At 72.8% G+C, this 13,397-nt stretch carries 11 protein-coding genes; 7 read left to right on the plus strand and 4 right to left on the minus strand.

Annotated elements, in window-relative coordinates:
• Positions 1-47: 47 nt before the first annotated feature.
• Positions 48-656: an NADPH-dependent FMN reductase gene (locus ACFY5B_RS13075; protein ID WP_389968354.1), complete on the minus strand. Its 609-nt coding sequence runs from the start codon at positions 654-656 to the stop codon at positions 48-50.
• A 267-nt stretch (positions 657-923) separates the two neighbouring features.
• On the opposite strand from ACFY5B_RS13075, the gene ACFY5B_RS13080 reads away from it, so the two are divergent.
• Together ACFY5B_RS13080 and ACFY5B_RS13085 are read left to right on the plus strand one after the other, a co-directional pair.
• Positions 924-1,445 carry a hypothetical protein gene (locus tag ACFY5B_RS13080; protein WP_389968356.1) on the plus strand — a complete coding sequence of 174 codons (522 nt, stop codon included), beginning with the start codon at positions 924-926 and terminating at the stop codon, positions 1,443-1,445.
• Positions 1,446-1,555: 110 nt separating this feature from the next.
• Positions 1,556-2,215, plus strand: a complete 660-nt coding sequence (locus ACFY5B_RS13085) for a class F sortase (protein WP_389968358.1) — start codon at positions 1,556-1,558, stop codon at positions 2,213-2,215.
• 329 nt (positions 2,216-2,544) lie between these two features.
• On the opposite strand, the gene ACFY5B_RS13090 is transcribed toward ACFY5B_RS13085, so the two are convergent.
• Complete coding sequence (locus ACFY5B_RS13090; protein WP_389968360.1) at positions 2,545-3,327, minus strand: sulfite exporter TauE/SafE family protein; 783 nt, start codon at positions 3,325-3,327, stop codon at positions 2,545-2,547.
• Positions 3,328-3,500: 173 nt separating this feature from the next.
• Between ACFY5B_RS13090 and ACFY5B_RS13095 the strand changes: the two genes are divergently transcribed.
• From ACFY5B_RS13095 to nirD, 3 genes are read left to right on the plus strand one after another with little or no spacing between them, the layout of a single operon-like run.
• Positions 3,501-4,718, plus strand: a complete 1,218-nt coding sequence (locus ACFY5B_RS13095; protein ID WP_389968362.1) for an NAD(P)/FAD-dependent oxidoreductase — start codon at positions 3,501-3,503, stop codon at positions 4,716-4,718.
• A complete protein-coding gene (nirB, locus tag ACFY5B_RS13100; RefSeq protein WP_389968363.1) occupies positions 4,718-7,327 on the plus strand; it encodes a nitrite reductase large subunit NirB in 2,610 nt (869 codons plus the stop codon). The genes ACFY5B_RS13095 and nirB overlap by 1 nt, the downstream gene beginning before the upstream one ends.
• Positions 7,324-7,674, plus strand: a complete 351-nt coding sequence (gene nirD / locus ACFY5B_RS13105) for a nitrite reductase small subunit NirD (RefSeq protein ID WP_389968365.1) — start codon at positions 7,324-7,326, stop codon at positions 7,672-7,674. The genes nirB and nirD overlap by 4 nt, the downstream gene beginning before the upstream one ends.
• A gap of 184 nt (positions 7,675-7,858) precedes the next feature.
• On the opposite strand, the gene ACFY5B_RS13110 is transcribed toward nirD, so the two are convergent.
• Complete coding sequence (locus tag ACFY5B_RS13110; protein ID WP_389968367.1) at positions 7,859-9,652, minus strand: SulP family inorganic anion transporter; 1,794 nt, start codon at positions 9,650-9,652, stop codon at positions 7,859-7,861.
• A 353-nt stretch (positions 9,653-10,005) separates the two neighbouring features.
• The gene (locus ACFY5B_RS13115; protein WP_389968369.1) at positions 10,006-10,611 is read right to left on the minus strand and encodes a carbonic anhydrase; all 606 of its coding nucleotides are present in this window, start codon (positions 10,609-10,611) and stop codon (positions 10,006-10,008) included.
• 217 nt (positions 10,612-10,828) lie between these two features.
• Here ACFY5B_RS13115 and ACFY5B_RS13120 point away from each other — a divergent pair, with 217 nt between their 5' ends.
• Positions 10,829-11,653: a response regulator transcription factor gene (locus tag ACFY5B_RS13120; RefSeq protein WP_389968370.1), complete on the plus strand. Its 825-nt coding sequence runs from the start codon at positions 10,829-10,831 to the stop codon at positions 11,651-11,653.
• Positions 11,650-13,137, plus strand: coding sequence for an ATP-binding protein (locus ACFY5B_RS13125; RefSeq protein WP_389968372.1), 1,488 nt, complete (start codon positions 11,650-11,652; stop codon positions 13,135-13,137). Before ACFY5B_RS13120 ends, ACFY5B_RS13125 begins: the two co-directional genes overlap by 4 nt.
• Positions 13,138-13,397: the final 260 nt, after the last annotated feature.

Raw genomic sequence — 13,397 nt, forward strand, 5'->3', positions numbered from 1 at the left:
GTGTGCAGGAGGCGGCGGTGTGAGGGGCGTGTGCGCCTGAAGCCGGCTCAGCCCCCGTACGGCCGCTTCCCCCTGGCTTCCCGCAACGCACGCCCCCACCACACCAGTTGGTCCAGCATGGTCTTCGCCGCCGCGTCCGGGCCGGACGGGTCGCGCGGGGCGCCCCGTTCGTCGAAGGCGGCGCCGGCGTTGTGGAAGGAGACGGTGTCGCGGACCGTCACGGCGTGCAGCTCCGCGAAGACCTGACGCAGGTGCTCCACGGCTCGCAGGCCGCCGGACAGGCCACCGTAGGAGACGAGGCCGACGGGTTTGGCCTGCCATTCGGTGAAGTGCCAGTCGACGAGGTTCTTGAGGCCTGCCGGGAAGGAGTGGTTGTACTCGGGGGTGAGGACCACGAAGGCGTCCGCGCGCGCCAGCTTCGGGGTGACGCCGGACAGCGCGGCGGTCGCCTCCGGGGTCGGCCGGAGGGACATGGGCAGTGGGGCGTCGGCGACGTCCACGACCTCGGCGACCAGGTCGTCCCGGTCCCGGATGCGGGCGAGGAGCCAGTCGGCGACGACGGGGCCGAAGCGGCCGTGCCGGTTGCTGCCCACGACGAGGGTCAGGCGGAGCGGGTCGGTCGCGGCAGCGGCTGAGTCGGTGGCGGTGGGATTCATGCGACCCAGCCTCGTACCTCAACCATCCTTGAGGTCAAGCGCCGGCGCGTACACCCGGGTCACCCGTTCACACGCGCACCCCGGGCTTTTCCGCACCGCGCCCGCCGAACGCCCGTGACCTGCCGAAACGGCCCTGACAAGCTGCCGGTTCACCGCCCCCTGACACCCATTCACCCCAATTCTGACGTTCCCTCAGCAAGCGCGGTCGTCCCGCTGCCCGTTACCTCGAAGGGCAGGCGCACGACCGATCCGCTCGAGGGAGCACCGATGCGACGTACCGCCCGGCCGCTGACCGCCACCGCGTTCGCCGTCGCCGCCGTGGCCCTCGCCTCCGCCCCCGCCCACGGTGCGTCCACCGGCGGCCTGGAGGTGTCCCCGGCGTCGGTCGCGCCCGGAGGGCGGGTCACGGTGCGTACGGCGGCCTGCGGTGACGGCGGCTCGGCGACGGGTGACGCCGGCGCGGTCGGGGCGGGTTCGCTCAGCCTGGTGCCGGACGCGCACGGGCAGGACGCGACCGGGCGGTTCACGGTGCCGCCGAGTGCGCAGCCGGGCACGTACGAGATCACCGCGACCTGCGGCGGCAGTGGCCGGCGGATCGCCGGGGACGTGGTGGTCACGCTGACGCCGGTGCGCGGGCAGGTGCGTCCCCGGGGAAGTGTGAAGACGGGGGTCGGCGGCGCCCTGGGCCCCGATCCCGTGCAGACCGCGGCCGGTGTGGCGGCTCTCGCCGTCGCCGCCGCGGGCGGTACCTGGCTCCTGCATCGCCGGGCGAGAGGCGACGGGATCTGACGGACACCCTCCGCTGTCCGTCGCCGGTACCGCATGTCCCTCCCCCTCCGGGTCCGACGCCCCTCGCGGCCCGGAGGGGGTACGGGGCCGGAGCTCAGAAAGGGGTGGGTATGCGCAGGGTCCCCGGGTTCGGCAGCGGCGTCCGCAGTCCCGCGAACGCGGCCATGGCGGCCGTCACGGTGTTCGCGCTGTGCTCCGGGGTGTGGCTGCTGCGCAACGGCGCCGAGACGCACGCCCCGCCGCAGCCGTCCGCCGCGCAGGCCCGGGCCGGGCTGGGCGGCCGGGCCGGTGAGCTGCCGGCCGTGCCCCCGCTGCCGCCCTCGCCACCCGACCGCATCCGCATCCCCGCGATCCGGGTCGACGCGCCGCTGACCGGGCTCGGCCTGACGACGACCGGCAGCCTCGACGTGCCGCCCGCCGCGGACGAGAACCTCGCCGGCTGGTACGAGGCCGGTACCACCCCCGGCGAGCGGGGCACGGCCATCGTCGCCGGACATGTCGACAACGCCGACGGACCCGCCGTCTTCTACGACCTCGGCGCCCTGGCCAGGGGCAGCACGGTCGAGGTGGACCGGCGGGACGGCGGCGTCGCGGTGTTCACCGTGGACGCCGTCGAGGTCTACGCCGCGAAGGACTTCCCCGACGAGAGGGTCTACGGTGCCGCCCGCCGCCCCGAACTGCGGGTCATCACCTGCGGCGGCGGCTGGTCACGCGGCACCGGGTACCAGGGGAACGTCGTCGTCTTCGCGCACCTGACCGGCAGCCGGTGACGCTTCCAGAACCTTGGCCCTGCCCCGGGCACGAGCGCCGAGCGGCTTCACAGGCGGTGCCTTCCTGCGGAGGACGGGACGGGGACGGTCGAGCTGCCGGACCTGCTAGGGCCTGTCGTTTGGATCATGCCGGCGTCGCGGAGCGTGGCACGCACATCTGCCGCGTTGTCGTCGGTTGTCAACTCCCCCACGCTCGGCTGCGCTCGCGCGGGAGGGACCCCCCATCGCGTTGACGCCCTCCTCCGCCTTGCATCTGCACGCACCACACCCCGCTCGGGTCGGCCGAGAGGCGCTGTCACTCCCGGCCGACCTGATCCGAACGACAGGCCCTAGGCGACCCACTGCTCGTACGCCAGGTTCCCCACCAGGGCGAAGACGACCGTCAGCAGCACGATGCGGACGAAGCCGCTGCCCTGCTTCAGGGCGGTGTGGGCGCCGAGGGTGCCGCCCGCCAGGTTGAAGAGGGCCATCAAGGCGGCCAGTTGCCACAGGACGGCGCCCTGCCAGGCGAAGGTGGCGAGGGCGCCCGCGTTGGTACAGCAGTTGACGATCTTCGCGGTGGCGGAGGCCGTGACGAGGTCGAGGTGGAGGATCGCGGTGAGCGCGAGGACCAGGAACGTGCCCGTGCCGGGGCCGATCAGGCCGTCGTAGAAGCCGATACCGAGGCCCGCGAGGCCGATCGCGGCGAGGATCCGGCGGCGGCCGGCAGGACCGGTCGCGGGGGCCGTGCCGAAGGCGGGCCGCAGGATCACGAAGGCGGCGACCCCGAGCAGCACCACCATGATCACCGGCTTGAGGACGTCGGCACTCATCCCGGCCGCGAAGAACGCCCCGGCCGAGGATCCGGCGAGGGCGGCCAGCCCGATGCGGACGGCGGTACGGACGTCCACGGGGGCCTTGCGGGCGTACGTCACCGCCGCCCCCGTGGTGCCGACGATGGCGACGGCCTTGTTGGTGCCCAGCGCGTGCGCGGCGGGTGTGTTCGCGGGCAGTCCGAGCAGCAGCACCGGCAGCAGCAGGAGGCCGCCCCCGCCGACCACGGCGTCGATCCACCCGGCGGCCAGGGCCGCGACACAGAGCAGGACGATCATGGCCAGCGATATGTCGGGCATGATCGCGAGCCTATGCGAGGGCGGCGCGACGCCGGTGCGACGACCCTCACAGTGGGTCGTCGTCCCAGTTCAGGAACCCTCACACCCACCGCCACCGCCCGCTGAGGGCAGCGTTCCCCGCGGGAAACAGAGGTGATGCTGCCGGGTAACACCGGCACCGCACGCTCGAGTGCATGACCTCGAATGAGCGTGTGGTGGTGATCGGCACCGGCCTCGCGGGCGTACGGCTCGCCCGGCGGCTCGGTGAGCTCGGCACGCCCGCGCTGCTGATCGGCGAGGAGGAACACCGGCCCTACAACCGGGTCCTGCTCGCCGAGGTGCTGGCCGGACGGTACAGCCCCGAGGTGATCGCCCTGCCGGCGCCGGCCCGGATCGTGCGCGGCCGCGTCGTCGCCATCGACCGGGCACAGCGCACCGTCGCCTGCGCGGACGGGACGGTGATCGCATACGACCGGCTGGTTCTCGCGACCGGCTCCAACCCCGTACTGCCGCCGCTGCGGGGCCTGTTCACCGAGAATCACGAACTGCCCGAGGGTGTGCACGCCTTCCGGACCATGGACGACTGCCTGGGGCTGTCGAAGGCGGTCCGGCCGGGCGCGCGGGCCGTCGTCGTCGGCGGCGGTCTCCTCGGTGTGTCGGCGGCCCGGGCGCTCGCCCTGCGCGGCGCCCAGGTCGTACTCGCCCAGCAGTCCGAGCGGCTGATGGAACGCCAGCTCGACCCGGCCGCCTCGAAGCTCGTCAAGCGGCACCTGACCGACCTGGGCGTCGAGGTGCACACCGAGTGCCGCGTGCGGGACGTGCGCTGCGTCGGCGGCGCGGTCCGCTCGGTGGAGATGGCCGACGGATACGCGCTCGACGCGGACCTGGTGGTCGTCGCCTGCGGTGTCCACCCCCGGGTCGGTCTCGCGCAGGCCGCCGGACTCGACGTCCGCAAGGGCGTCGTCGTCGACGACGAGCTGCGCACCTCCGACCCGTACATCCACGCCGTCGGCGACTGCGCCCAGCACGCCGACGTGCTCTACGGACTCGCCACTCCGGCGCTCGAACAGGCCGACGCGCTGGCCGAGTTGCTGGCCGGGGACACGAGCGCCCGGTACACCGGCACGCGCTCGCTGACCCGGCTCACCCTCACGGGGCACGACAGCCCCTTCGACCTCGCCGCGTTCGGCGAGACCGAGGCGCTCCCGGGCGACGACGTCGTCCAGCTCGCCGACGCCACCCGCGGCACCTACCGCAAGGTCGTCGTCCGCGACGACCGCCTGGTCGGCGGGGTCCTCGTCGGCGAACTCGGCACCGTCGGCGCGCTCGCCCGCGCCTGGGAGGGAGCAGAGCCGCTCCCCTCCGACGGCGGCCCCCTGCTCCACCTGCTCACCAACGATGGAGGCTCCTGATGACGGCCACCCAGGGGACGACCCCCACGATCGTGCTCGTCGGCCACGGCATGGTCGGCCAGCGCTTCCTCGAAGCGCTCGCCGAGCGCGGCCTGACCGCCACGCACCGCGTGGTCGTACTCTGCGAGGAGCCGCGTCCGGCCTACGACCGCGTCGCCCTCACCTCGTACTTCTCGGGGAAGACGCCCGAGGACCTCTCCATGACCGACATGGAGTTCATCGCCACGCACGGCATCGAGCTGTACGTCGGCGACCCGGCCGAGACCGTCGACCGTGAGGCGAAGAAGGTCACGGCCCGCTCGGGCCAGGTCTTCGACTACGACACCCTCGTCCTCGCCACCGGCTCCTTCCCCTTCGTCCCGCCGGTGCCGAACAAGGACGCCGAGGGCTGTTTCGTCTACCGCACGATCGAGGACCTCCTCGCGATCGAGGAGTACGCCAAGTCCAAGGCGACGGTCGGCGCGGTGGTCGGCGGCGGCCTGCTCGGACTGGAAGCGGCCGGCGCGCTGAAGGGCCTCGGACTCACCTCCCACATCGTGGAGTTCGCTCCCCGGCTGATGCCCGTCCAGGTGGACGACGGCGGCGGCGCCGCGCTGCTGCGCACCATCGAGGAGATGGGCCTGACCGTCCACACGGGCGTGGGCACGCAGGAGATCCTGGTCGACGCCGAGGGCGCCGTCACCGGCATGAAGCTCTCCGACGGCTCCGAACTGGCCACCGACATGGTGGTGTTCTCCGCCGGTGTGCGCCCCCGCGACCAGCTGGCCCGCGACTGCGGACTGACGGTCGGCGAGCGCGGCGGCATCACGGTCGACGAGCAGTGCCGCACGGTCGCCGACCCGCACGTCTTCGCGATCGGCGAGTGCGCGCTGGCCTCCGACGGCCGGGTGTACGGCCTGGTGGCCCCGGGCTACGAGCAGGCCGAGACGGCGGCGGCCACGATCGCCTCGGACGAGGCGTCCTTCACCGGCGCCGACCTCTCCACCAAGCTGAAGCTGCTCGGCGTGGACGTGGCGTCCTTCGGCGACGCGCACGGCACCGCCGAGGACTGCCTGGACGTCGTCTACTCCGACTCCCGCGCGGGCCTGTACAAGAAGCTGGTCATCGGCCGCGACGGCACGCTCCTCGGCGGCATCCTGGTCGGCGACGCGGACGCCTACGGCACGCTGAAGGCCTTCACCGGTTCGGTCCCGCCGGTCTCGCCCGAGTCGCTGGTGCTGCCCGCCGGTGCCGGGGAGTCCGTCCAGCTCGGCCCGTCGGCGCTGCCGGACGACGCGATCGTCTGCTCCTGCCACAACGTCTCCAAGGGCACGATCCGCGGCGCGGTCACCGACCACCAGTGCACGACCGTGCCCGAGGTGAAGAAGTGCACCAAGGCCGGCACCGGCTGCGGCTCCTGCGTGAAGGTCCTCGGCCAGCTCGTCAACGCCGAGCTGGAGGCGAGCGGTGTCGAGGTCGACAAGGGCCTGTGCGGCTGCTTCGGCCAGACCCGCGAGGAGCTCTACGAGATCGTCCTCGCGCTGCGCATCACCACCTACCAGGACCTGCTGGACCGCCACGGCCGCGAGGAGGCCCGGGGCGGTGACGGCTGCGAGGTCTGCAAGCCGACCGTCGGCTCGATCATCGCCTCGCTCGCCCCGACGATCGGCGCGAGCGGCTACGTCCTGGACGGCGAGCAGGCGGCCCTGCAGGACACCAACGACCACTTCCTGGCCAACCTGCAGAAGAACGGCTCGTACTCGGTCGTGCCGCGGATCCCCGGCGGCGAGATCGCCCCGGAGAAGCTGATCGTGATCGGCGAGATCGCCCGCGACTTCGGCCTCTACACGAAGATCACCGGCGGTCAGCGGATCGACATGTTCGGCGCCCGCGTCGAGCAGCTGCCGCTGATCTGGGCCCGCTTGGTCGACGCCGGCTTCGAGTCCGGCCACGCCTACGGCAAGTCGCTGCGCACGGTGAAGTCCTGCGTCGGCCAGACCTGGTGCCGCTACGGCGTCCAGGACTCCGTGAAGATGGCGATCGACCTGGAGCTGCGCTACCGGGGGCTCCGGTCGCCCCACAAGCTCAAGTCGGCGGTATCGGGCTGCCAGCGCGAGTGCGCGGAGGCCCAGTCGAAGGACTTCGGCGTGATCGCCACCGCCAACGGCTGGAACCTGTACGTCGGCGGTAACGGCGGCGCGACCCCGCGTCACGCGGACCTGCTCGCGCAGGACCTGTCGGACGCCGAACTGGTCCGGCTGATCGACCGGTTCCTGATGTTCTACATCCGTACGGCCGACCGCCTGGAGCGCACGTCGACCTGGCTGGAGCGGATCCCCGGCGGCCTGGACCACGTGCGGGACGTCGTCGTCCACGACTCGCTCGGCATCTGCGACGAGCTGGAGCAGCTGATGCGGGCGCATGTCGCGCACTACCGCGACGAGTGGGCCGAGACCATCAACGACCCCGAGAAGCTCGCCCGGTTCGTGTCCTTCGTGAACGCGCCGGACACCCCGGACCCCGTCGTCGCCTTCGTGCCCGAGCGCGACCAGATGAAGCCCGACCTGCCGCTGCTGTCCATCGGCATGCGACCCGCCGCTGACGTACTGGAAGGAAGCGCCCAGCGATGACCCTGGCACCCGAGACCACCGACCTCACGATCGAGATCGCCCTGGACGACGACTGGTTCGCGGTCTGCGACCTGCGCGCGCTGCTTCCGGGCCGCGGGGTGGCCGCACTGCTGCCGGACGGCCGGCAGGCCGCGGTCTTCCGCGACCGCTCCGGTGACCTGTTCGCCATCGACAACCGCGACCCCTTCACCGGCGCGGCCGTCCTCTCCCGGGGCCTCACCGGCACCCACCAGGGCCGCCCCTTCGTCGCCTCGCCCCTGCTGAAGCAGCGCTTCGACCTGGCGTCCGGCCAGTGCCTGGACGACGAGACGGTCCGGGTGACGGCGTACAAGGTCCGGACCTCGTAGAACCTCTCCGCCCGCGTCGGCCGCACCCGCCGGCAGCACGGAGGCAACCTGGCCGGTACGTACGGTCCGCTCCCACCGGTGGATCTCCGGCGGCTGCGGCTGAACCGGCCCCCCGCACGAACGCGGTGGCGTGCACGCCCACTCGGGTGTGCACGCCACCGCGGCATGTCCGGCAGCGGGTGGGTCAGCCCACGAGGGGCGAGCGCGCCTGCTCCTCCGGCAGGGGCCGGGTGTCGAGGTAGAACCACTCGGCGTCGGCGGTGGGCCAGGGAGACGGCCCGGCCGCCTCCTCCTGCGCCGTGGGCCAGGGCGACGGCCCGGCCGCCTCCTCCTGCGCGGTGGGCCAGGGCGACGGCCCGGCCGCCTCCTCCTGCGCGGTGGGCCAGGGAGACGGCCCGGCCGCCTCTTTGTGCGCCGTGGGAACCGAACGCCTGGGCAGCGGCGCCGTGGCCGGAGGCTCGAAGACGGGCGTCCCGGAACCGGCCTGCTTCGCCTCCCCCGGCATCAGCAGCTCCACCCGCAGCCCCAGTCCCCGCTGCTGGGCGGTGAACTCCTCGACCTGGTTGCGGCAGGCGTGGTCCAAGTGGGTCACGCCGGTCAGGTCGAGACGGATCCGCGGCTTGCCGGACGCGGCGGCCGCCTCCAGCGCGTCGATCACCTTCGGCAGCCGCAGGAACGTGGCGTTACCCGCCATGACGACCTTCGCCGTGTCCTGCTCGACGTGCTGGCGGATCACGGTCTGCGACATGCGCAGCGCGGCCAGCACGATCCCCGCGGCGAGACCGAACAGCACACCCTCCAGCAGCGCCGTCGCCACGATGACCAGCATGGTCATCGTCATCACCGCGAACTCGCCCCGGTCCTGCCGCCACATCTTCGGAAACTCCGCGGGCCCGAACAGCTTCCAGCCGCTGTGCACGAGGACGCCGGCCAGCACGGAGATCGGGATCAGGGCGAGCACCTGCGGCAGCAGCAGCGCGAACGCGAGCAGCCACAGGCCGTGCAGGGTACGGGAGAGCCGGGTCTTGGCCCCGGCCTGGACGTTGGCCGAACTGCGCGCCACCACCGCGGTGACGGGGAGCGCGCCGAGGAGTCCCGCGACGGTGTTGCCGGCGCCCTGCGCGATCAGCTCGGTGTTGTAACGGGTGCGCGGACCGCTGTGCATCCGGTCCACGGCGGCGGCCGTGAACAGGCTCTCCGCGGACGCGATGACGGTGAAGGTGAGGACGGCGGTGATGATCGTCCCGTCGGCCAGTCCCGCGAACTGCTCGGCCCCCGGCACCGCCACCGAGTTGAGCAGGTTGCCCACCTGGAGCGTCTTCACGTCCACGCCGGGCAGCGCGGCCACGAGCATGCCGATGCCCACGGCGACCAGGGCGGCGGGGATCTTCCCGGCCGGTCCGGGCACCTTCTTCCAGACGAAGCTGAGCACGATCGTGACGACGCCGAGCAGGGTGGCGATCATCGCCTGCGGGTTCGTCAGGACGCCGGCCAGCAGGCCGGGGATGCCGGCCATGTTCTCGAGCGCGGTGCCGGGGGCCTTGGCATCGGCCATCGGGTAGGCCTGGCTGAACATCAGCGGTACGCCGATGCCGGCGAGCATGCCCTGGACGACGGCGACGGAGATGGCCTGGAACATGCGGCCGAGACGCACCAGTCCCAGGACGATCTGGAGGATGCCGGCGAACAGCACGATCACGCCGAGCATGGCCACGCCGACCTCGGCGACGGTCTCCGCGACCAGCGCGGCGAGCCCCGCGGCCGGGCCGCTGACCTGGAGCGTGCTGCCCCGGACCGCGCCGACGACCAGGCCGCCGATCACCCCGGAGATGATCCCGAGTTCGGCGGGAACGCCGGAGGCGACGGCGACACCGATGCACAGCGGCAGGGCGACGAGGAAGACGACGAGCGAGGCGGTGATGTCGGTGACGAGGTCACCCCTCGCCCCCTTGCCGCCACCGCCCTTGGCACCACTCACCAGACCCCGGATCAGCCCACCGAGCGCACCGGCGCCCGAGCTGCCCGGGTCGCCGGGGGTGTTCGAGCGCCCCAGGACGTCCGGACGGCCCGGCAGGCCTCCGCCCGGCCCGCGATCCGAGTGCCCCCCTGCCCCGCTCCCGGACCATCCGCCCGTCCAGGCCCCCGCATCCCCCGGCCGGCCTCCCGCGTCCCCGGGCCAAGCCCCCGGGTCCCCCACGGAACCGGCCCCCCACTCGGCGTCGCCCCCCGGCGGCGGCCCGCCCCCCTGTCGGCCGCCGTCGCCGCCCGGCGACCCCCCGTACCGCCCGCCGCCCGGGCCTCCCCATGTCCGCCCCCGTGCGTGCGCCCCGCTCACGCGGCGTGCACCCGGAAGTCGCCGTCGTCGCCGAGTTCGTACACGAAGCCGGTGTCGACCTCGTAGTACCAGCCGTGCAGCCGGAGCCGGCCCGAGTCGAGGCGTTGTCGTACCACGGGGTAACTGCGCAATGCCGCCAGCTGGTTGACGACGTTGCCCTGGGAGACCTCCGGCAGCGACGGGTCGTCCGGCGCGGTCTGGAGTACGGAGGTCAGCTCGGGGCGGGCGATGCGCAGCCAGGCGTCCACGCCTGGCAGTGCCGACAGGTCGTCGCCGGACTTCAGCGCACCCATCGCACCGCAGTGTGAGTGACCGCACACCACGATGTCCTGAACCCCGAGCACCTCCAGTGCGTACTCGATGGTGGCCGCCTCTCCACAGGCCCCGGGCCGTCCGTAGGGCGGCACGATATTTCCCGCGTTCCGGAGCTCGAATATCTCCCCGGGTCGCGCACCCGTGATCATCGCGGGTATGACCCGCGAGTCCGAGCAGGTAATGAACAACGCCTCCGGATATTGCCCTTCAGCCAGTTTCCGGAATTCGCCGCTGTCGAAATCGGCACGCGTCCTGAACGCACGGGCACGGTCCAGCAAAGCCTTCAACGCACTCTCCTGAGCTGGGGGTTCATCCGATGCACCCCACCGTAGACCGCCTACCTACAGAGGAAGGTTAAGCAAAGCACAGGGCCCGGCCAGCAATTGAACATTTTCTGCCCTCATTCCCAGATGCGGCGTCTTCTTGTAGCGTGTGAACCCCGCGGCAGGTAATGCGAATTGACGCTGCCCGGATTCATGCCGGTTTCACGGAGAGACAGGACGTATGGGCCTACGAGTGCTGCTCATCGAAGACGACGAGACGATCGCCGAGCCGCTCACCGAAGGGCTCGGCCACTTCGGACTGACGGTCGACCACGTCGCCACCGGGACGGACGGGCTGAGAGGCCCGTACAACGACGTCGTCCTGCTCGACCTGGGGCTGCCGGACATGGACGGCATCGACGTCTGCCGCGGCATCCGGCAGGTCTCGGACGTACCCATCGTCATCCTCAGCGCGCGCGGCGAGGAGGCCGACCGCGTGCTGGGTCTGGAGCTGGGCGCCGACGACTACCTGGCGAAACCTTTCAGCGTGCGCGAACTGGTCGCCCGGGTCCGTGCCGTGACCCGCCGCACGCACCGCACCCACCAGGCGTTCCCCGAGGCTCCGGGCACGCGGGGCACCCCCGAGCCGCCGCCGTACGAGCCGGCCGCGGCGCCCGCCCACGAACCGGCCCCGGCGCTGTCCTACGAACCGCCCGCGACGACCTCGTACCACCCCGCCCCCGACCCGCCGCACGACCCCGGCCCGCTGGTCGTGGACCGCCGCACCCGCCAGGTCTGGGTGGGTGACGCCCCCGTCCCGCTCACGCCCAAGGAGTTCGACCTGCTGGCGCTGCTCAGCGAGGACCCGGGCGCGGTCTACTCGCGGCAGCAGATCCTCGACCGCGTCTGGGACCCGCACTACGACGGCCCGACCAAGACCCTGGACGTCCATGTGGCCGCGCTGCGTCGCAAGTTGGGGCACCCGGCGTGGATCAGGACGCTGCGGGGCGTCGGCTTCCGGCTGTCGGTGCACACGGGGCCGACCGCGCAGGTGGCCTCTCCGTGACCCGCCGGCTGCTGCTCAGCTATCTCAGCCTCGCGGCGCTGGTCCTGCTCTGCCTGGAGATCCCGCTGGGCTTCGTCTACTCGCGCGGTGAGCGGGAGCGGGTCGTCAACGCGGCGAAGGACGAGGCCGAGTCGGTGTCCGCGTACGCCGCGCTGTCCCTCGCGGCGGGGCGGGCCGAGCAGGACCTGCCCACACGGGTCGCGCACTGCGCGGAGCGCATCGGCGGGAAAGTGGTGATCGTCGACGCCTCGGGCGCCCCGCTCGCCACCTCGCACCCGGTCGACGCCGGGGTTTCCGGCGACCTGGCCGCGCGGCCGGGCATCGCGGCCGCCCTGCGGGGCACGTCGACGGTGGATGTCCGTACCTCCACGATCGGCGGGGTGGAGTATCTGTCCGTGGCCGCGCCGGTCGGCCAGGAGGCACGGCCGGTGGGTGCGGTGTGGCTGACGGTGCCCACCCGGACGGTGCACGAACGGGTCCACCATGTGTGGCTGCTGCTGGCGCTGGGCGGAGGGGCCGTGCTGACGTCGGTCGCCGTGGTCGGCTTCGCCTTCGCCCGCTGGGCGGGCCGCCCCATCCGCGAACTGGAGCAGGCCACGCACGACTTGGCCGAGGGCGGCCGGTTCGCCCCGGTGACGATCACGAAGGGGCCGCCGGAAGTCCGCTCGCTGGCCGCCGCGTTCAACCACACCGCCGCCCGGCTCGCCCATCTGCTGGCGTCCCAGCGGGCGTTCGCCGGTGAGGCCTCGCACCAGCTGAAGACGCCCCTGGCGGCGTTGCGGCTGCGCCTGGAGAACCTGGAGCCGGACATCGCCGCCCGGGGCCGGGGCAGCCTCACCGCCGCCGTCACGGAGACGGACCGGCTGGCCCGGATGGTCGAGCACCTGCTGGCCATGGCCCGGCTGGAGGAGCACGCCGCCATTCCCGCCACCGTCGACCTGGGCACGGTCTGCGTGGAGCGGCACCGGACGTGGCAACCCCTGTTCGCACGGGAGGGCGTTTCCCTCGTGCTGTTCGCGGGGAGCGTGGGCCCGGTGCTCGCCGTGCCGGGGGCCGTCGAGCAGATCATGGACAACCTGCTGTCCAACGCCCTGCGGGCGTCCCCGGCGGGCAGCACCGTCACGATCGAGCTGCGGCTGCAGGCCCCGCCGCGGCGGGCGTTGCGCGACGGCAGGCCCCGCTGGGTCGACCTGCACGTGACCGACGAGGGCCCGGGCATGACGGAGGAGCAGCGAACTCGCGCCTTCGACCGTTTCTGGCGCGCCCCGGGCGCCCCCAAGGGCGGTACGGGACTGGGTCTCGCCCTGGTGCAGCGCCTGGCCCATGCCAGCGGCGGCGAGGCGGCCCTGCACGCGGCGGCGACCGGCGGCCTGGACGTGGTGATCCGGCTGCCCTCCGCACGGCCGTCGGGCGAGGCCGGTCCAGGACCGGGCGGCGACCGCCCGAGGAGGCCGAGACGAGAGGCACCGGCGCTGCCGGCGTAGGCAGAATCAGAAACAGAAGCAGAAGCAGCGAGCAGCACAAGCGGCCCGTGCAGCACGCAGCACAAGCGGCCCGTGCAGCACGCAGCACGCAGCACAAGCGGCCCGTGCAGCACGCAGCACGCAGCACAAGCGGCCCGTGCAGCACGCAGCGCAGGCGCCATGAAGAGCACGCAGCACAGACGCCACGAACAGCGCGCAGCACAGGCGGCGCCGGTGGCGCCCGCATGCCGCCCCACGGCCACGAGTTGTCCATGCCCCGT

It is taken from the genome of Streptomyces sp. NPDC013187 (genome assembly GCF_042899705.1).
Lineage (GTDB): Bacteria > Actinomycetota > Actinomycetes > Streptomycetales > Streptomycetaceae > Streptomyces > Streptomyces hawaiiensis_A.

What these genes read in the sequence shown, in the direction of transcription:
- ACFY5B_RS13075 (WP_389968354.1), bottom strand. Translation starts at nt 656, where the DNA reads ATGAATCCCACCGCCACCGACTCAGCCGCTGCCGCGACCGACCCGCTC.
- ACFY5B_RS13080 (WP_389968356.1), top strand. Translation starts at nt 924, where the DNA reads ATGCGACGTACCGCCCGGCCGCTGACCGCCACCGCGTTCGCCGTCGCC.
- ACFY5B_RS13085 (WP_389968358.1), top strand. Translation starts at nt 1,556, where the DNA reads ATGCGCAGGGTCCCCGGGTTCGGCAGCGGCGTCCGCAGTCCCGCGAAC.
- ACFY5B_RS13090 (WP_389968360.1), bottom strand. Translation starts at nt 3,327, where the DNA reads ATGCCCGACATATCGCTGGCCATGATCGTCCTGCTCTGTGTCGCGGCC.
- ACFY5B_RS13095 (WP_389968362.1), top strand. Translation starts at nt 3,501, where the DNA reads ATGACCTCGAATGAGCGTGTGGTGGTGATCGGCACCGGCCTCGCGGGC.
- nirB (WP_389968363.1), top strand. Translation starts at nt 4,718, where the DNA reads ATGACGGCCACCCAGGGGACGACCCCCACGATCGTGCTCGTCGGCCAC.
- nirD (WP_389968365.1), top strand. Translation starts at nt 7,324, where the DNA reads ATGACCCTGGCACCCGAGACCACCGACCTCACGATCGAGATCGCCCTG.
- ACFY5B_RS13120 (WP_389968370.1), top strand. Translation starts at nt 10,829, where the DNA reads ATGGGCCTACGAGTGCTGCTCATCGAAGACGACGAGACGATCGCCGAG.